Annotated in this window: 16 protein-coding genes; 7 read left to right on the plus strand and 9 right to left on the minus strand. The window is 73.4% G+C overall.

Annotated elements, in window-relative coordinates; translation table 11 throughout:
* The first annotated feature begins 42 nt into the window (after positions 1-42).
* Together pyrE and ACGFI9_RS21040 are read left to right on the plus strand one after the other, a co-directional pair.
* On the plus strand, positions 43-582 hold the full coding sequence (gene pyrE / locus ACGFI9_RS21035; protein ID WP_393180036.1) for an orotate phosphoribosyltransferase: 540 nt from the start codon (positions 43-45) through the stop codon (positions 580-582).
* Between the two features lie 57 nt (positions 583-639).
* Positions 640-1,017, plus strand: a complete 378-nt coding sequence (locus ACGFI9_RS21040) for a helix-turn-helix transcriptional regulator (protein ID WP_007073957.1) — start codon at positions 640-642, stop codon at positions 1,015-1,017.
* Positions 1,018-1,293: 276 nt separating this feature from the next.
* Here the strand turns inward: ACGFI9_RS21040 and ACGFI9_RS21045 are convergent, their stop codons facing one another.
* The 5 genes from ACGFI9_RS21045 to ACGFI9_RS21065 form a co-directional block, all read right to left on the minus strand.
* Positions 1,294-2,079 carry a DedA family protein gene (locus tag ACGFI9_RS21045; RefSeq protein ID WP_393180164.1) on the minus strand — a complete coding sequence of 262 codons (786 nt, stop codon included), beginning with the start codon at positions 2,077-2,079 and terminating at the stop codon, positions 1,294-1,296.
* A 167-nt stretch (positions 2,080-2,246) separates the two neighbouring features.
* Positions 2,247-4,763 (minus strand): polynucleotide kinase-phosphatase, encoded by a 2,517-nt coding sequence (locus ACGFI9_RS21050; RefSeq protein ID WP_393180038.1) that lies wholly within the window; start codon positions 4,761-4,763, stop codon positions 2,247-2,249.
* Positions 4,760-6,187: a 3' terminal RNA ribose 2'-O-methyltransferase Hen1 gene (locus ACGFI9_RS21055; RefSeq protein ID WP_393180039.1), complete on the minus strand. Its 1,428-nt coding sequence runs from the start codon at positions 6,185-6,187 to the stop codon at positions 4,760-4,762. The genes ACGFI9_RS21050 and ACGFI9_RS21055 overlap by 4 nt, the downstream gene beginning before the upstream one ends.
* A 175-nt stretch (positions 6,188-6,362) precedes the next feature.
* Positions 6,363-7,865, minus strand: coding sequence for a hypothetical protein (locus ACGFI9_RS21060; protein ID WP_393180041.1), 1,503 nt, complete (start codon positions 7,863-7,865; stop codon positions 6,363-6,365).
* Positions 7,866-8,039: 174 nt separating this feature from the next.
* Complete coding sequence (locus ACGFI9_RS21065; protein WP_393180043.1) at positions 8,040-9,605, minus strand: LPXTG cell wall anchor domain-containing protein; 1,566 nt, start codon at positions 9,603-9,605, stop codon at positions 8,040-8,042.
* Positions 9,606-9,779: 174 nt separating this feature from the next.
* Here ACGFI9_RS21065 and ACGFI9_RS21070 point away from each other — a divergent pair, with 174 nt between their 5' ends.
* Both ACGFI9_RS21070 and ACGFI9_RS21075 read left to right on the plus strand, forming a co-directional pair.
* Positions 9,780-10,262 (plus strand): SigE family RNA polymerase sigma factor, encoded by a 483-nt coding sequence (locus ACGFI9_RS21070; RefSeq protein ID WP_393180045.1) that lies wholly within the window; start codon positions 9,780-9,782, stop codon positions 10,260-10,262.
* Positions 10,262-11,323, plus strand: coding sequence for an LCP family protein (locus tag ACGFI9_RS21075; RefSeq protein WP_393180047.1), 1,062 nt, complete (start codon positions 10,262-10,264; stop codon positions 11,321-11,323). The genes ACGFI9_RS21070 and ACGFI9_RS21075 overlap by 1 nt, the downstream gene beginning before the upstream one ends.
* A 36-nt stretch (positions 11,324-11,359) precedes the next feature.
* On the opposite strand, the gene ACGFI9_RS21080 is transcribed toward ACGFI9_RS21075, so the two are convergent.
* Positions 11,360-11,572 (minus strand): hypothetical protein, encoded by a 213-nt coding sequence (locus ACGFI9_RS21080; RefSeq protein ID WP_393180166.1) that lies wholly within the window; start codon positions 11,570-11,572, stop codon positions 11,360-11,362.
* 152 nt (positions 11,573-11,724) lie between these two features.
* Between ACGFI9_RS21080 and ACGFI9_RS21085 the strand changes: the two genes are divergently transcribed.
* Complete coding sequence (locus ACGFI9_RS21085; protein ID WP_393180049.1) at positions 11,725-12,108, plus strand: phage holin family protein; 384 nt, start codon at positions 11,725-11,727, stop codon at positions 12,106-12,108.
* Between the two features lie 144 nt (positions 12,109-12,252).
* Entirely contained in the window at positions 12,253-13,278 is a 1,026-nt protein-coding gene (gene fbaA, locus ACGFI9_RS21090; protein WP_393180051.1) for a class II fructose-bisphosphate aldolase, read from the plus strand.
* A 55-nt stretch (positions 13,279-13,333) separates the two neighbouring features.
* Here the strand turns inward: fbaA and ACGFI9_RS21095 are convergent, their stop codons facing one another.
* A complete protein-coding gene (locus tag ACGFI9_RS21095) occupies positions 13,334-14,548 on the minus strand; it encodes an LOG family protein (protein ID WP_393180052.1) in 1,215 nt (404 codons plus the stop codon).
* A gap of 316 nt (positions 14,549-14,864) precedes the next feature.
* Between ACGFI9_RS21095 and ACGFI9_RS21100 the strand changes: the two genes are divergently transcribed.
* Positions 14,865-15,293, plus strand: a complete 429-nt coding sequence (locus ACGFI9_RS21100) for a DUF3151 domain-containing protein (RefSeq protein WP_393180054.1) — start codon at positions 14,865-14,867, stop codon at positions 15,291-15,293.
* A gap of 50 nt (positions 15,294-15,343) precedes the next feature.
* Here ACGFI9_RS21100 and ACGFI9_RS21105 read toward each other — a convergent pair whose 3' ends face one another.
* Both ACGFI9_RS21105 and ACGFI9_RS21110 read right to left on the minus strand, forming a co-directional pair.
* Positions 15,344-17,401 (minus strand): chromosome partitioning protein, encoded by a 2,058-nt coding sequence (locus ACGFI9_RS21105; protein ID WP_393180056.1) that lies wholly within the window; start codon positions 17,399-17,401, stop codon positions 15,344-15,346.
* A gap of 74 nt (positions 17,402-17,475) precedes the next feature.
* Positions 17,476-18,474 carry a hypothetical protein gene (locus tag ACGFI9_RS21110; protein WP_393180058.1) on the minus strand — a complete coding sequence of 333 codons (999 nt, stop codon included), beginning with the start codon at positions 18,472-18,474 and terminating at the stop codon, positions 17,476-17,478.
* Between the last annotated feature and the right edge of the window lie 34 nt (positions 18,475-18,508).

Consider the following 18,508-nt stretch of genomic DNA (forward strand, 5'->3'; position numbering starts at 1 on the left):
CCGACAGACGGCTCCCAGACTTGCGCAGTACCCTCTATCGCCATGGGCGACCACGACGACCTGCGTAAATTCATCACCGATCTGGCTGTGGTCCACGGTCGCGTGGTGCTCTCGTCGGGCCGTGAGGCGGACTGGTACGTCGATCTGCGTCGCGTCACGCTCCATCACCGGGCGGCACCGTTGGTCGGTCGCGTGATGCGTGACCTCACCGCCGACTGGGAGTACGACGCCGTCGGCGGGCTGACCCTCGGGGCCGACCCGGTCGCCGCCGCGATGCTGCACGCGGCGGCTGAGACCGACCGGCCGCTGGACGCCTTCGTGGTTCGTAAGGCGGGCAAGGCACACGGCCTCCAGCGGCGCATCGAGGGGCCGGACGTCGCCGGCCGGCGGGTGCTCGCGGTCGAGGACACCTCGACGACCGGCGGCAGTGTGTTGACCGCGGTCGAGGCGTTGCGTGAGGCCGGGGCCGAGGTGGTTGGTGTGGCGGTTATTGTTGATCGAGGCGCCGGCGACGCGGTGCGAGCCGCCGGACTGCCGTATCGGGCGGCCTATACGTTGGCTGACCTCGGCCTTGTGGCGTAAAAGTTTGCCGATTCGGATCTGCTGATATGCAGGCGGATCGATGCTGCTGGTGGAAGGATGGAATACGTGGGAACTGCGTTGGCTGAAATGACCATGCCTCAGATCTCGCCGCTTGCCGGCGAGCCGATCGAACGTGCCGATGCCGAGCGTCTCGCCGGGGTCCTCAAGGCCCTCGCCGACCCCGCCCGGCTGCGGCTGCTCAGCCTGATCCAGTCGGCGCCCGAGGGCGAGGCGTGCGTGTGTGACCTCACCGCGCCGCTCGGCCTCTCGCAGCCGACGGTCAGCCACCACTTGCGCATCCTCACCGAGGCCGGCTTGCTGGAGCGGGAGAAGCGCGGTGTCTGGGCGTACTACCGGCTGGTGCCGACCGCGATCGCCACGATCGCGGATCTGCTCACCCCGCCGCGCAAGCGGGCCACCAAGAAGGCCCGCTGAAACCGCACGTGTCCGCGGTCCGGGTCGGCTGTCCGGGGTCGTGGCGCGGCGTCAGAAGCGTCGCGCCTCGATGGCCGTAGGCCGCCTCGACTGAGTGTGCCGTCGGGTGGCGTGCCAGGGGTGGCGCCACCACCGGATGGCTGTCCGGGGTCGTGGCGCGGCGTCAGACGCGCCGAGCCCGGATGGCCATAGGTGACGGCTGCCCGTCACCCGTACCACCCGCAGGTCGACGATGGCCGGCCCCCGCGAGGGGACCGGCCATCGGCGTACCCGGGATCAGCGGCCGTGCTGCGGGCCGTGCCCGCGCCGGCGGTGGTCGTCGCCCTCGACCGCGTCCCGCACCGCCTCGACGGCACCGGCCGCGCTGGACGCCGCGATCACCGCGGCCGCCTCGCCGCGCTTGCGGGCCCGCCGGTCGCGGAGGAACTCGAAGAAGATCGGCAGCACCGAGATCAGGATGATCAGCGCGACCACCGGCAGGATGTACCGGTCGATCTTGTCGCCGATCGCGTTGTAGATCTGGTCGGCCAGCAGGTAGCCGACCAGCAGGATGCCGTCCACCCAGAGGACCGCCCCGACCACGTTCCACACGAAGAACTGCCGGGCGGGCATGCCGAGCACGCCGGCCACCGGGTTGAGGAAGGTCCGCACGATCGGGATGAACCGGGCGAGCACCACGGCCTTCGCCGGGCCGAACTTCTGGAAGTAGTACTCGGCCTTCTCCACGTACTCCCGCTTGAACAGCCGGGAGTTGGGGCGGTCGAACATCCGCCGGCCGTACCGGGCACCCAGCCAGTGGCCGAGCTGCGCGCCGGCGATCGCGCAGAGCGGGCCGCCGATCAGCAGCCCGGCCAGCGACAGCCGGGTGCCGGCCCCGAAGATCGCGTCGGCGACCGGTGAGGCGGCCACCCCGGCCAGGAAGAGCAGCGAGTCGCCCGGGAAGAAGAAGCCGACCAGCAGGCCGGTTTCGGCGAAGAGGATCGCCCAGACGCCGATCATCCCGAAGGTGTGGATCAGGTCCTTCGGATCGAGCGGGTTCAGAGCGACGCTCTCGGAGATCATCCGGGTCTTCTCAGCTGTGTCCACGGCCACAAAGGGTACCCGGGCCCGCTCCGGAGCCGCGCCGGACCGCCCGCCGACCGCCGAAGCAAGCCACACATTCTCGGAAAGAGTGGCCATCCGACATCGGACAGCCACTCTTTCCGTGAATCAGGTCCCTGCTGCGGGGGTCACAGGCGCGGGTCTACCGGTTCGGACTCGCAGGCGAGGATGGCGAAGACCAGCTCGTGGCGGCGCCAGAGCGGGGCGTCCTCGGCGAGCGCGTCCAGGGCGGCCAGGCCGAGGGCGTGCTCGTGCAGCGCCAGGCCGCGCTTGCGCCCCAGGGAGCGCTTCCGCAGCGCGCCGAGCTGACCCGGCTCGGTGTATCCGGGACCGTAGATGATCCGCAGGTACTCCCGGCCCCGGCACTTGATCCCCGGCTGGAGCAGCGACCCCTTCGGCGAGCGGGCGGCCAGGCCGGCGTACGGCTTGACCACCATGCCCTCGCCACCGCCCGCGGTCAGCGCCAGCCACCAGTCGGTCGCCGCCGCCACCGCCGCCTCGTCCGCCAGGTCGACCACCTGCCGGCGGGTCGGCGTGAAGAACTCCGGGTCCGCCGCGCAGAGCCGGTCGGCCAGGGCCAGGTGCCACCCGTGGTCGCGGTCCGCGTAACTCACCCCGGCCCCGCCCAGCACCGCGAACGGCGCCAGGGTCACCCCGCGCAGCCCGTCGGTCGGCCCGACGTACGCCCGGTACGCCGCCGAGTACGCCTCGACCTCGGCCCCCCGGTCGGCCATCCGGCCGCGCAGCTCACCCACCGGCAGCCCCCGGCCGGCGGCGGCGTCCAGCGTGGCGAGTACCGCGGGCAGGGCGGCCCGGCCGGCCGCACCGACCCCGGCGTACTGCTCGCGGATCAGGCTGCCCGCCTTCGCCGACCAGGGCAGCAGCTCGCAGTCGAGCAGCAGCCAGTCGGTGTCCAGCTCGCCCCAGAGGCCGGCGGTGGTGACCGCCGCGCGGACCCGGGCCAGCAGCTCGTCGTCGAGCGGCGGCCCGAAGAACGGCCGGCCGGTACGGGTGTGCACCGCCCCGCCCCCGAACCGCCCCGGCTCCCGCTCCACCAGCACCACGGCCCGCGAGCCCATGTGCTTCTCCTCGCAGACCACCCGCTCGACGCCGGCCGCGCGGTAGTCGGCGAACGCCTGCTCCGGGTGCTCCAGGAACCCGTCGACGGTCGACGTCGTGCAGGGCGCCATGGTCGGCGGCAGCCAGACCAGCCGGCCCGGGTCGAGCGCGTACCGGCTCATCACCTCCAGCGCGGCGGCGGCGTTCTCGGCCGGCACGGTCAGCGTCCCGTACGCGTGCGTGAGGTGCCGCCGCCCGGTGACATCGGCCAGGTCCAGCACGGTGTCCGGCCGGGCGGCCGTGGGCGCGACCAGCGGCCGGGCCGGGGCGTACCACTCCTTCACCGCCGGGACGGAGACCAGTTCCTTCTCCGGGTAGCGCAGCGCGGTGAGCCGGCCGCCGAAGACGCAGCCGGTGTCGACGCAGATGGTGTTGTTCACCCACTCCGGCTCCGGCGTCGGGGTGTGCCCGTACACGACCGTGGCCGCGCCCCGGTAGTCGCGCGCCCACGGGTAGCGGACCGGCAGGCCGTACTCGTCGGTCTCGCCGGTGGTCTCCCCGTACAGCGCGAACGACCGCACCCGGCCGGACGCCCGGCCGTGGTACGCCTCCTTCAGGCCCGCGTGCGCCACCACCAGCCGGCCGCCGTCCAGCACGTAGTGGCTGACCAGGCCCTCGATGAAGGCCGCCGCGTCGGCCACGAAGCGCTCCGGCTCCGCCGCCAGCTGGTCCATCGTCTCGGCCAGGCCGTGGGTGAGCCGCACGTCCCGGCCGCGCAGCTTGCGCAGCAGCTTCTGCTCGTGGTTGCCCGGCACGCAGATCGCGTGGCCGGCCGCCACCATGCCCATCACCAGGCGGAGCACGCCGGGCGAGTCCGGGCCGCGGTCCACCAGGTCACCCACGAAGACCGGGGTACGCCCGGCCGGGTGCACCGCGTCCACCGGGCGGCCCGCGCCGTCGCGGTGCACGGCGTAGCCCAGCCGGACCAGCAGCGCCTCCAGCTCCTCGCGGCAGCCGTGCACGTCGCCGACGATGTCGAACGGCCCGGTCAGCTCGCGCCGGTCGTTGAACAGCTTCTCGTAGCGGATCTCGGCGGCGTCGATCTCCGCCGTCCCGCGCAGCACGTGCATCTTGCGGAAGCCCTCCCGGGCCAGCCGCCCGTACGACTGCCGCAGGTCGCGCTGCATCCGGGCGAGCACCTGCCGGCCGTGGGTCCGGTCGGCCCGGGACTGCGTACGCTCCCAGGCCAGCGCCTCCGGCACGTCCAGCACGATCGCCACCGGCAGCACGTCGTGCTCGCGGGCCACCTTGACCAGCGCGGCCCGGGCGTGCGGCTGGAGGTTGGTCGCGTCGACCACGGTGAGCCGGCCCCGGCGCAGCCGGATCCCGGCGACGTGGTGCAGCGCGTCGAACGCGTCGCCGGAGGCCGACTGGTCGTTCTCGTCGTCGGCCACCATGCCGCGGAAGGCGTCCGAGGAGAGCACCTGGCTGGGCCGGAAGTGCCGGCGGGCGAAGGTGGACTTGCCGGAACCGGAGACGCCTACCAGCGCCACCAGGGCGAGCTCGGGAATGTCCAGGGTGGTCATGCGCTGATCTCCTCCTTCCGGTGCAGCACGGCGATCTGCGTCGGGCTTCCCACCTCGGGATCCTCGTCCCCGACGCCGCCGATGGTGGCGGTGTAGCGGTGGGCCTCGGCCACCCGCTCGACCCAGGCCGCGAACTCGGCCCGGGTCCACTCGAACCGGTGGTCGGCGTGCCGGAACCGACCCGCGCCCAGCCCCTCGTAGCGGACGTTGTACTCGACGTTCGGGGTGGTCACCACCACCGTGCCGGGTCGGGCGTGCCCGAACACCGCGTCCTCCAGCGCGGGCAGGCGAGGCGGGTCGAGGTGCTCGATGACCTCCATCAGCACCGCCGCGTCGTAGCCGCGCAGCCGGTCGTCCCGGTAGGTCAGCGCCGACTGCCACAGCGTGATCCGATCCCGCTGCCGCTCCGGCAGCCGGTCCAGCCGCAGCCGCCGGGCGGCCACGGTCAGCGCCTGGCTGGACACGTCGGTGCCGACGACCTCGGTGAACCGCCGGTCGGCGACCAGCGCGGTGAGCAGGGCACCACCCCCGCACCCCAGGTCCAGCACCCGGCTCGCGCCGCTGTCCCGCAGCGCGGCCAGCACCGCCTCCCGCCGCTGTGCGGCCAGCGACGCACGGGGTGCCTCGGCCCGTTCCGCGCCCTCGACGCTGTCGTCGGCGGGCGGCTCGTCGGCCAGCCGCAGCTCGGCCAGGCGGGCCAGCGCCTCGCCCGCGAGCGCGCGGCGGTGCGCCAGGTAACGGCGGGTGATCAGGCCACGTTCCGGGTGGTCGGCCAGCCAGCCGGCGCCCGCCCGGAGCAGCTTGTCCACCTCGTCCGGCGCCACCCAGTAGTGCTTGGCGTCGTCCAGCACCGGCAGCAGCACGTACAGGTGGTTGAGCGCGTCGGCGAGCCGCAGCGTGCCGGCCAGCGTCAGGTCGACGTAGCGGCTGTCGCCCCACTCCGGGTACGCCTCGTCCAGCGGGATCGGGGTGGCCGTCACCGTCCAGCCGAGCGGGGCGAAGACCCGTACGGCCAGCTCGGCGCCGCCCCGGCAGCGCAGCACCGGCACCCGTACCGCCAGCGGGATCGGGGTGGCGGCCAGCTCCGGCCGGTCCCGGGACTCGCCGCGCAGCGCCGACCGGAACACCTTGGCCAGCGCCGACGAGAGCAGGCTGGACGCCGCGTACGGGCGGTCGTTGACGTACTGGCCGAGGGTGAAGCTGTCCGGGGTGGCGGCCTGCTTGCGGCCCCGGCCGCCGCCGAGCTTCAGCGGGTCGACCTCGACCAGCAGCGCCGCCGTGCAGCGATGCTCGTCCGCCTCGGGGTAGAGCACGTGCGCGGTGCCGGCGGGCAGGTCGAAGCTCTGCACGCGGTCCGGGTGCTTCACCAGGAGGTGGCCGAGATCGGTCGCGGGGCGGTGGGTGGTGGTCAGGGTCAGCAGCACGTTCTTGATCTTCTCACCGCTGTCGATTTGTTTCTGTTCTCGTGGGGTTTCCGGGGAGCCCCCCGCTCCGGGCGGTCAGGCTTGATCCCTCCGCGGGCGGGGCTCCCCGGAAACCTGTCGTGGTCGTTCGTCAACCGTGCCGTGCTGCTGGTGTTTGTTGGTCTTGGTGGGTGGGTCAGGTGGGGACGTCGGTGTTGCGGCGGCGGGTGGCGGCGTAGGTGGCCAGGCCGGCGGCGAGCAGCAGCGCGCCGACGCCGGCGATGAGGCCGGTCGGGGGACCGGTGATCGGCAGGCCGCCGCCACCCTGGCCGCCGTCGCCGGTCGGGTTGATCACGATTGCGGCGCTGTCGTTGCTGCTGTTCGGGTCACCGGGCAGCTTGACCCGGACCGCACCGGTGGCGTTCGGCACGACCTTGTCGATGCGGAGCTGGAAGGCGTAGCGGTAATGCCAATCCGCCCCGGTGTCGCTGGCATAGCAGGCGTACTGCCGGGCGCCCGGCTCGCCCCAGTCGCCGTTCGACGGGTCCCATGCCTCGTCGGTGGTGTACGGCTGGCACTCCCGGGCGACCCGGACTGCGGTGGTGCCCGGGGGGATCGCCACCCGGACCAGCGGGCCGTGCTGGTACTCCATCAACGCCGGGCCGAGGTTGCGGAGGGTCGGCACGACCCGTACGACGTCGCCCTTCCGGCCGCTGGCCTTCGCGCCCGTGACCGTCGCGTCCGCGTACTGGTCGCCGGTCACGGTGACCGTGATGTCGGTCCGGTTGTTGGCCGGGTCGGGGTCGGTCTGGGACGTCCGGGCCCGTACGCCGGTCACCTCGACCAGGCGCAGTTCCCGGTCCTCGCCGGTGTCGCCGGGCGGCTGGTCCTTGATGGCCTCCGCCCAGTCGTCCTTGGTCCACCACTGGGCCGTGGCGGTGTAGTGGGCGCCGGAGCGGGCGTCCGTGAAGAGTTTGACCCGCAGGTCGCTGTCGACCTGGTACGTCCGGCCCGGCTCCAGGTCCTGGTCGAAGGTGCAGGCGGTCCCGCCCCACAGGTTGTACCGGCAGTTGGTGAATTCGTTCATGAACTGCATGTGGTAGTTGGCGGTGAAGTTCACCACCGCTCCGTGGCTGGTCACCTCGGCGCCGTTGCGGACGGTGGGCCGGACACCGAACTCGCCGGCCGGTGGGGCGCTGGCCGCGAGCGGCGGGCCGGCCTGCAGGTCGACGGCCTCGGTCAGGGTCACCGTGGCGCTCGTGGCGGCCTGCTGGCCGGCACTGCGCAGGGAGAAGCTGACATCACCCTTCCCGCCCGGCGCCGCGTCCTTCCTGGCGGTGATCCGGAAGTCCAGACTCGGCTCGTCGCCGTCGCCGATGTCGGCCTCACAGTGCAGGGTGGACCCGGAGTGGTCGCACATCCAGCCGTCAGCCCCGACGGAGGGCGACAGCACGGCGAAGCCCGAGATGCCGGAGAAGTCGACGTCCAGCGTGGTGCGGCCGAACTCGACCCGGCGGTCGGGGTCGGGTGACGCGGCACGGACGACGCCCTGGGTGGCCTGCCCGGGGGCGACGAGCAGGTCGGCCGCCACGACCGTGAAGGGGGCGTCGGCGGCGGCGGCGGGCACGGCGGAGGCGGCGACGAACGCGCCCGCGACGCCGAGCCCGGCCAGCCAGCGCCACGCGGAGCGGGTGAGCATCAGGAATCCTCCCGTCGAGGGATGCCGGCGCGATCCATAGAGCTTAAGGAATTCTTAAGGTGCCGCGCTGCCCCTGTGCGGCGAGGTCGGCGTCCTGACGACGAGAGGCCCGGGAACGACGCCGCCCCGCCGACCCGGGGACGGGTCGACGGGGCGGCGGTGCTGTCGTACGGATCAGGCGACGAAGCGGGTCCGGCGGCGGCGGGCCACCACGTAGCCGCCGGCGCCGGCGGCGAGCAGCAGCGCGCCGATCGCGGCGATCAGGCCGGTGGAGGAGCCGGTGATCGGCAGCGTGCCGCCGCCACCCTGGCCACCGTCACCGGTCGCGTTCACCACGATCTTCGCGATGTCGTTGGCCGGCTTCAGGTCGTCCTTGAAGCCGCCCTCGCACTTGCACTCGACGTTGATCTGCACACTGCCGGTCGCGTTCGGCACGACCTTGTCGATCCGGAGGCCGAACGGGTGGTCGATCATCTCGCCGGCGAAGAGGATCGGGCCCGCGAAGCAGCGGTACTTTGCCGCTCCCGGCTTGCCCGCGCTGTCGTCGAACTTGGTGCCGTCACCCTTGAACGGGACGCAGTCCCACGGCACGTGCACCGCGGTGGTGCCGGTGGGCACGGTCACGTCGACGAAGGTGACGTCGGAGCCGGAGCGGACGTGGTCCACCGTGGCCGGGCCGTTGTTGCGGACGCCGACAACCGCGCGGACGACTTCGCCCTTCTTGCCGCTCAGCTTGGCCCCGATCGCCTCGAGGTCGGCGCCACGCTTACCGAGCACGTGCACGGTCAGGCCCGAGGAGTTGTTCGTCGGGTCGACGTCGGTCTGGGCGGCCCGGCTGCTGGTGGCCTTGCCGAGGGTCAGCTTCGCCCCGGTGCCCCGCTTCGCGGTCTTGACGCCGGCCTTCTCGGCGGCACCGATCAGGTCCTCGAAGTCGCCCGGGGTGATGAACTGGGTGTAGCCGTGGGCCGTGCCCGGCGCGTAGGTGTCCGGCCGGAGGGAGTAGTGGAACGTGGTGGAGCGGGTCTCGCCAGCCGCGATCTCCTCGTCGAACTCGCAGGCGATGAGGATGTCGTCGAGGTAGTAGCAGTTGCTCCACCGGTCGGCGGGGGTGATCGCCCAGTCCTGGTCGAACAGCGCCACGACGCCCTTGGCGGTGGTCCCGCCGACGTTGCTCACCGTGACCGGTGCCGAGAAGTTGCCGTAGTTCTTCGCGATGTCGACGCTGAGCTCGGTGTCCGGACCGCCCGCCAGGTCGACGCCCTCACCGACGCGGATCTGGGACGTCCAGGTCGCTCGGTCGGTGTCACCCGTCTGGACGGTGATCTTCAGGTCGCCCTTGTCGTCGAGCTTGGCGGCGTCGGTCGGCGCGATCTTCACCCGGGTCGGGAAGCCGCCGAAGTACGGGTCCACGACGACGTCGAAGTGCTCTCGGCAGACGAGGACACCCGCCTCCGGGGCGGTGCAGTCGTCGCTGTCGTTCTCGCCGGTGAGCGTGACCTTCCCGGCCAGCGTGCGGTAGTCGTACCGGATCGCGACGTCGCGCAGGACGGTGCTGTCCTCGGCGTAGAGGACCGCGGACTTCACCACGCCCTCGGTGCCGGCGGCCACGGTGGTGTCCGGGAAGAAGGCGAAGATCCGAGGGGTGGTCTCGGCGGCGGCCGGGCTGGCGGAGGCGGCGACGAACGCGCCTGCGACGCCGATCCCGGCCAGCCAGCGCCGAGTCGAGGGGGTGAGCTTCAAGGGGGTCCTCCCGTGGGGATGCCAGGTGCGGCCCGTGGAGCTTAAAGATCCCCTAAGGCACGGCGCTGCCCGGGACGGCCGTGAAGAGCGGATATTGACCGAACGGACGAGCGAGGTCGTCGCAATGTTCCACCGGCCCGCACCCGTCAACAGGGCGGGACACCGGGAGGTGCAGTGACGTACGAGGAGTTCGCGGACGCGCGGCTGGGCGCCCTGCTGCGGTACGCGGTCATGTTGACCGGGGATCCGCACCAGGCGCAGGACCTGGTGCAGGAGACCATGGTGCGGGTCCAGCTGAACTGGCGGCGGGTCGCCCGCAGCGACGCCCCCGAGCGGTACGTCCGCCGGATGCTCACCAACCAGTTCATCGACTGGCGGCGGGGGTCGTGGGCGCGCCGGGTGCTGCTGCGCGGCGAGCCGGACGAGGCGGTGCCGGCGCCGAGCGACCACGCGCAGTCCGCCGTGGACCGGGACCAGGTCTGGTCCTGGCTGTCCCGGCTGCCCCGCCGGCAGCGCGCCACGCTGGTGCTCCGCTACTACGAGGACCTGCCCGACGCGGAGATCGCCGAGATCCTCGGCTGCGCCGTCGGCACGGTCCGGTCCTGCATCTCCCGGGCGCTGGCCACCCTCCGAGCCGAGTACGTGGAGGTTCACTGATGATCGAGGACGACCTGCGGGCGGCCTTCGCGCGGCACGAGGCACTCACTCCGCCGACCGGCCCGCTCCGCACCGCCATCGACCGGACCGTGGTCCGGCGCCGGCGGCGCCGCCTCCGGCTCCGGCTCGCCGGTACGGCACTGGCGGTGGCCGCCGCCACCCTGACCGGCTTCACGGCGATGGTGCCGCGGCAGCCGGAGGCCGCCCATCCGCTGGGTGAGTCGGCACCGCCGACGCCCAGCGGGGCGCTGAACGTGCTGCTCGTCGGTGTGGACGGGAACGCCGAGCGGCAGGCCCGGTTCGCCGACTCGGTCCTGCTGGTGCACATCCCGGCCGACCGCAGCCGGCTCTACCTGGTCTCGCTGCCGCGTTACCTGGAGGTCACCGTCCCCGGCCGGGGCACGCAGCACCTCAACGCGGCCTTCTCGTTCGGCGCCGGCCAGCCGCACCCGGACCTCGACCGGGGGTACCGGGCCACTCGGGACGCGGTGGCGGACGCCCTCGACGTACGGATCGACGCCGGCGGGGTGCTCACCTACCCGGCGGTGCGCAAGCTCACCGACGCGATCGGCGGCGTGCAGGTCTGCCTGCCGCAGCGGGTCCGATCGGTGCACACCGACCGGGTCTTCCCGCCCGGCTGCCAGCGGCTGGACGGCAGCGCCTCGGTGGACCTGCTCCGCCAGCGGGTCGACCTGCCGGACTTTGCCCTGGATCGGGACCGGAACGCCGAGCGGTACGCGGCCGGCCTGCTGCGCCGGCTCCAGGAGCGGGACACGTTCACCAATCCGGTCGTGCTCAACCAGCTGCTCCAGCACCTCAGCTCCGGGGTGGTCGCCGACACCGGCGACAGCTCCCTGCCGGCACTGGGGCTGGCGGCCGCGAAGGCGGCGGGCGCGGAGCCGGTCGGGCTCCTCCCGCCGGGCACGCACGGGGAGAAGCCGGGGGACGTCCGCTTCCGACTCGATCCGGCCCTCGGGCCGGGCTTCCTCGACGCGCTGCGCACCGACCGGCTGGGCGAGTGGGTCACCGCCCACCCCGGGCAGGTGACCAGGCTGCGCTGACGGGGGGAGGGGCGGCGACCGCCCCTCCCCGCCGCGTCAGCGGTAGTCGTCCTCGTCGGCGGCGACCACCCGGGCCTGTTCCATCGCGTCCCAGTCGTCGACCTCCAGGCCGCGGTGCGGCTCACCGTCGCCGTCCTCGGGGCCGACCGTCACCGCCTGCTCGACCGCGTCGGCCGGCTCCGCCTCCAGGTCCCGCTCTTCCGGAGCGAGGTGGTCGCTCGGGGCGAAGTCCTCGTCGGGCTGACCCATCGTCCCTCCCTGGATCTCGGTGCGGACAGTCACCACCACACCGTACGGGCTGGTGCCGCCCCCCGCTCGGTGGCGAGCCGAACCGTGGCGGCGACCGCGCGGAGTCGGCGGATTGTCCCTCCGGGCGGTGCGCCCGGTGCCAGGATGGTGGCGTGGGCTTCCTGATCCGACTGGCGATCACCGCGATCGCGCTGTGGATCACCACGCTGATCGTCCCCGGGGTGGAGGTGACCGGCCGGAACGGAACGAACACGGCGCTCACGCTGATCGTGGTGGCGCTCATCTTCGGCGTGGTCAACGCGGTGCTCAAGCCGGTGATCAAGGTGTTCGGCTGCGTGTTCTACCTGCTCACGCTCGGTCTCTTCGCCCTCGTGGTGAACGCCCTGCTGTTCCTGCTCACCGACTGGATCGCCCGTCAACTGCACCTGCCGTTCCACGTCGACGGCTTCTGGGCTGCCTTCTGGGGCGCCATCGTCATGGCGGTGGTGAGCTGGCTGATCAGCGTCGTGGTGCCGGACCGCCTGGAACGCCCGTGAGTGAGCGGAGCGAGCCGTTTCCGGGTCGGTTGTGCCCGTCGCCGCCGCCTACGGGATACTGCCCGCGGTGGACAGCGCGGTCCGGCGCACCCAAGGAAGACAGCGGCCTGCACGGCCGACAGCGGTAAGTAAGGAGCGTTCGACATGCCCATCGCTTCCCCCGAGGCTTACGCGGAGATGCTGGACCGGGCCAAGGCCGGCCACTACGCGTACCCCGCGATCAACGTGACCTCGTCGCAGACGCTGAACGCGGCGCTCAAGGGCTTCGCCGACGCGGAGAGCGACGGCATCATCCAGGTCTCCACCGGCGGCGCCGAGTACCTCTCCGGCCCGTCGGTGAAGGACATGGTCACCGGCGCCACCGCCTTCGCCCTGTACGCCCGCGAGGTGGCGAAGAACTACCCGGTGAACATCGCCTTGCACACCGACCACTGCCCGAAGGACAAGCTGGACAAGTTCGTCCGGCCGCTGATGGGCATCTCCCAGGAGCGGGTGAAGCGCGGCGAGGAGCCGCTGTTCCAGTCGCACATGTGGGACGGCTCGGCCGTGCCGGTGGCGGAGAACCTGGAGATCGCCGAGCAGCTCCTCACCGAGGCCGCCAAGGGCAAGATCGTCCTCGAGATCGAGGTCGGCGTGGTCGGCGGCGAGGAGGACGGCGTCGAGAACGCCATCAACGAGAAGCTCTACACCACCGTCGATGACGGTCTGGCCATGGTCGACGCGCTCGGCCTCGGCGAGAAGGGCCGCTACATGGCGGCGCTGACCTTCGGCAACGTGCACGGCGTCTACAAGCCGGGCAACGTCAAGCTCCGCCCCGAGGTGCTGCACGACATCCAGGTGGCGGTCGGCGCCAAGCACGGCAAGGAGAAGCCGCTCAGCCTGGTCTTCCACGGCGGGTCCGGCTCGCTGCTGTCGGAGATCCGCGAGGCGCTGGACTACGGCGTGGTGAAGATGAACATCGACACCGACACCCAGTACTGCTTCACCCGGCCGGTGGCGGACCACATGTTCCGTAACTACGACGGCGTGCTCAAGGTCGACGGCGAGGTCGGCAACAAGAAGATGTACGACCCGCGGGTCTGGGGCAAGGCCGCCGAGGCCGGCATGGCCGCCCGGGTCGTCGAGGCCTGCGAGGCGCTGCGTTCCACCGGCACCACCATGAACAAGTAACGATCCGCTCGGCCGGAGGCCGGCTCCCCGCCCGGGGAGCCGGCCTCCGCGCGTCTCAGCCGGCGGTCAGCACCCGGACCGCCTCGCGGACGTCGTCGGTGAGGTGCACCGTGGCCGACAGGTCACCGAACGGGGAGGCGGCGAACAGGGGGCGCAGCAGCGCCTCGACCGGCAGCTCGGTGGTCCAGTACGTCCGGTCCAGGAAGATGTACGCCCCGCTCGCCCCGTCGGTGCCGTAGTAGGTCTTGGTGGCCGCCTGGAACACCTCCTGCACCGTCCCGGCGCGGCCGGGTGCGAAGACGATCCCGCCCCGGGCCAGCCGGAGGATGGTGTCCTCGCGGATGGCGTTGGAGAAGTACTTGGCGATCCGCCCGGCGAAGAGGTTCGCCGGCTCGTGCCCGTACAGCCAGGTGGGGATGGCCAGGCCGCCGGAGCGGGCCCACTCGGTGCCGGCGGCGGCCGGACGCGGGGTGGGCAGGGTGGGGCCCGCCACGTACTTCTGCCGGACCCGCAGCGCCGCCTCGGTGTAGCGGTCGTGGTCGGTGAAGTCCGGCGCGGTGGCGAGCAGGTCGATCGCCGCGGTCAGCTCCTCCGCCGGCCAGGCCGCCAGGAACGCGCCCAGGTTGGCCGCCTCCATCACGCCCGGACCGCCGCCGGTCACCACCAGCCGGTCGGCCCGCGCCAGCTCCCAGCCCAGCACCGCCGCCATCCGGTACGCGGCGCTGCCGCGCGGCACCGCGTGGCCGCCCATCACGCCCACCACGGACTGCGGCCCGTGCACCGCCAACCAGGTCCGGGTGGCATCGGCCAGGGCGTTGTCCACCCCGTGGTCGTGCAGCCGCTGGCCGAGCGCCTCACGGACGTCCGGCAGCGCCCCGCCGTGCGCCCGGAAGTGCGCGTACACCCGGGTGTCGTACATCCCGGCGAAGCCACCCTCGGCGAAGCCGGCGGCCAGGTCGTCGGCGGTGTAGAGGTGCGACGGCTGGGTCGGGTAGGGCAGTCCGGAGAAGGGCGGGACCACGTTGGCCCCGCGGCGGACGAGGTCCGCGCCGACCTCCCGGTCGGTGAACCGGCACCCCACGAAGAGGGCGCCGGCGACCTCGACGTCGCGCAGGTCGGGAACGGGATCGAGGTCCAGGCGGAGGCCCTGCACGGTCAGGCCGGCGAGGCTGCCCTCGGCCATCCGCCGGTCGAACTCGGCCCGGGTCTCGATCTCGTCGATGCTGGTGTCGTGCGGCTCGATGACGTCCGCGGGAGGTGGGGTCGGCACCAGATCATCCTGCCCGTGCCGGGCAAGCCGGCAAACCACCGGCCGGCACGCCCCGGTACGACAGGAGCCCGGCAGCCAGGCCGCCGGGCTCCTGCGTAACCGGGTCCTGGGGAGGCTCCGGACCATTAGTTGTAGTGGAAAACATCTCCGCGTGGCATGGGCCGCCGGTACCGGGCGGCGGGCCGCAGGTACGTGGCCGACGGGCCGCAGGTACGTGGGTTGCGGGCCGCAGGCGTGACGAAACCCTCAGCCGTTCAGCCGAGCGGCTCGGCGGAGTCTCTCGCGTACCGGACGGCGAAGCGGGTTGAATGGGACGATGCAGAACCTGTTGCCTGAGCCACCGGCCACTCTCCTGCCCGCGCACGAGGAGGCCGACGCCGCGCTGGCCGCCGCCGCCGAGCAGGACACCGACGAGGCGTTCGCCGACGTCGCGGCCCGCTTCCCGAGCCACAGCGCGGCCTGGGGTGCGCTGGCCGCCCGGGCGCTCGCCGCGGGCCAGGTCATCCTGGCGTACGCGTACGCGCGTACCGGCTACCACCGGGGCCTGGACCAGCTGCGGCGCAGCGGCTGGAAGGGGCACGGTCCGGTGCCCTGGTCGCACAAGCCCAACCGGGGCTTCCTCCGTTGCCTCTACGTGCTCTCCCGCGCGGCCGGCGAGATCGGCGAGGCGGACGAGGCGGCGCGCTGCGCCCAGTTCCTCCGCGACTGCGACCCGGCTGCGGCGGACGCCCTCGCCAGCCGCTGACGCCGTGACCCGACGGCCGGCCCGCCGTGGGCCGGCCGTCGCGCGTGCCGCTACAGCCCTTCCGCCACCGCTGCGGCGATCTTGAGCCAGGCGTCCCGGGTGGCCGAGGAGAGCTGGCCGTACCGGATGGGCTCGCCGGTGTCGATGAGCCGCTCGTACGGTGCCAGCAGCACCGCCCGGGTACGGGCGGCGAAGTGCGCCTGGATCGCCGGCAGGTCGATCTCCTTGCGCGACGGCGGCATCGACACCACCGTCACCGCCTGCCGGACCAGCCGCTGCCGGCCGCTCTGCTCCAGGTGGTCGAGCATCCGGGCGGCGGTCTCCGCCGAGTCGTTCCGGGCCGACATGGTGACCACGAGCTGGTCGGTGGCGTCCATCGCGGCCTGCCAGTTCTGCGCCCGGACGTTGTTCCCGGTGTCCACGAAGATCAGCTTGTAGAAGCGGCTGACCACCTCGCGGATCTCGGCGAACGCGGCGGCGGTGAGCATCTCGCCCCCGGTGGCCGACTCGTCGGACGCGAGCACGTCGAACATCCCCTCGCCCTGCGAGCGGACGTACTGCGAGAGGTCGCCGACCCGGCCGTGCGGCCCCTGGAACTGGGCCAGGTCGCGCAGCATGTCCCGGACCGTACGGGAGTGGAAGTCCTGCTGGGCCCGCATGCCCAGGGTGCCCTGGGTCTCATTGTTGTCCCAGGCCAGCACGTACCCGCCGCGCTTCTGGCCGAAGGTCATCGCGAGCAGCAGGATGGCGACGGTCTTGCCGGCGCCGCCCTTCGGGTTGACCACGGTCACCTGGCGCAGTCCGCCGAAGTTGCGGCGGACCATCTCGATATCCCGCTTCAGTTCCTGCTCGTGCCGCCCCGGTGGGAGCCGGACCAGGCCGATCTTGTTGACCACCGCACGTACGCCCATGGTGGCCACCGGATCGGCCGGCTTGGCCTGGCGGCGCCGGGCGAAGTCCTCCGCGGTCGGCGTCGCCCCGGTCTCGGCTGTCCAGGCCGGGTCCGGGTAGGCGCCCGGCGTCGGCTGCTCGGGCGGGGGCGCGGCCGGCTGCCGCGGCGGCTCGGGGCTGCCCGACTGCTGCGGGTTGCCTGCCTGGGGCCAGTTGGGCGGGTACCAGCCCGGTGCGGGCCCGGCCGCCTGCGGTGGCGGGTACGCCGAATCACCCGGGTAGCCCGGCTGCCCGTAGCCGGCGGGCGCCGGCGGGTACCCGTTTCCGTACGCCGGCTGCTGGAGCGGCACACCCGGCGCGGGCGGGAACGGCCCGAGCCGCGGCGGTGCCGGGGTGGCCTCGGGCGCTTCGGTCTCCGGACCGGCCGGCGTGGGGGTCGCCTCGTCGCCGAATGCCTCGGCCGGACCGGGCCCGGTGCCGGCATGGACCGGCGCCGGGGCCTCCGGCCCGGGCGGGGGCGGCGGGGCGGTGGGCGGTTCGGGAGGCCCGGGGTCGGTGCTGGTCGCCGGCCCGCTCGACGGCTCGGGTGCGGCCGCCCGCTGCGGCGGCTGCGACCAGGGCGATTCGGACCTGCCATTGGCCGTCGCGCCGCCGGCCTGGTGGGAGCCGCCCGCCGCCTCTGCCGAAGCACCGTCCTTCGCCGCGACGCCTGCGGTCGGGACGTCCGGGGTCGCGCCGTCCGGGGTCGGGCCGCCTGCGGTCGGGCCGCCTGTCATCGCGCCGCCTGTCATCGCGCCGCCTGATGGCGGGCCGTCCGGGGTTGCCGGCTGGGTCGGGGGCGGCGTGTCCCTCCCGGCCGTCGGTGCGGGCGGTTGGTCGAGGGTGAAGGGGAGGTCGAGATCCACCGCCGGCCGCGCCGCCCGCGGTGCCGGTACGTGCACATCCGGTCGTACCTCGGCCGGTCCCGGGTCGGCGGTGGCCGGCTGCTGCGGGGGCGACTCGGCGGCCGGGGCGGCCGGCGGCGGCCAGGGGATGGACGGGGGTGTGGCGGAGGTGGCCGGGATCGGCCAGGTGGGCGCGCCGGGTTGGGCGGGCGTCGCCCACGGCGGGGTGGTCGCCGGGTCGGTCTGCTCGGGCGGCCAGAGCGGTTCGATGTCCCGCTCCGGCACCTGCGGTTGACCGGGCACGTGGGCCCGGTCAGCGTTCTCGTGCACCACGGTTCCTCCCCCTTCCTCCCGCCGAGGATAGGCCGTCCGGCTGGCCGGGCGGACCGACGGGAGATCGACGGAGGTCAGGACGTCCAGACCGCCCAGGCACCTGGTTCGATCCACCAGGACCGCTTCCGGCCCAGCTCGCCCTCGACGCCGTCGTCGAGGAAGGGCACCTTCGCGTCGCGCGGTACGACGGCCACCGCCCGGCCCCGGGCGCGGCGCACCTCGAGTCGTACCTTCTTCCTGCCCAACGCGGACCGGGTGACCACGGAGACGGCCACCGCCACCTCTACCCGGCCGTCCGCCGGGTCCGGGTCCGCCAGCAGCGTCACGTCGTCCAGCCGGGCGTACCCGCCGGCGTTGCCGATCGCGCAGGCCAGGATCGGGTCGTCGCCGTGGGAGAGGACGGCGTCGTCCACCTCGACCCGGGCCCGCCAGTGCAGCGGCCGGCCCGCGTCGTCGGCCGCGCCGAGCAGCGCGCCGTCCAGGGTCACCGAGCCGCCGTCGTTGCGCAGCAGGTCGAGCCGGCGGGGCGTACCGTCCAGCACCGCCGCGGCCACCGCCGCCGGGTCGCGGGGCAGCCCGAGCTGCGCGGCCAGGTCCCGCGCCGGGCCGGTCCGGGCCGGGTCGAGCGGGAGTACGCCGACCGGCGGCAGGTCGGGGACCGTGCGGTTGCCGGGCAGGTCGTCCGGCCGGCGGCTGGGCGGCGGGGCGTACCGCCGGACCAGCCGGCGCAGCACGGCGCGTAACTGTCCGTCACTGGCCGTAGCGACCACGAGCCGGGTCTTGGAGTCCGGGTCCGGCCAGGTGAGACCGTCCGCGCGCGGTGGCCCGTCGAGCCGGGCCAGCACCTCGTCGATCTCGGCGTCCGAGCGGGCGGTGACGGTCTCCACCCGGGCCCCCCGGGCGGTCAGCGCGTCCGCGCAGGCCAGCACCGGTACGCGCGGCGTCTCGCAGCGCTCCTCGGACTTCTCGCCGGCCGCCTCGGCGGCGCCACCGCAGCAGGCTCCACCGCTGCCGCAGCCCCCGCCGGAAGCGTCCCGCTCCGAGCCGAGGGTGAGCAGCACCACGTCGTACACGAAGGAGCCTCCTGCTTCTCGACGAACCCCTGCC

The sequence above is a fragment of the Micromonospora sp. NPDC048930 genome (assembly GCF_043197935.1).
Classification (GTDB): Bacteria; Actinomycetota; Actinomycetes; order Mycobacteriales; family Micromonosporaceae; genus Micromonospora.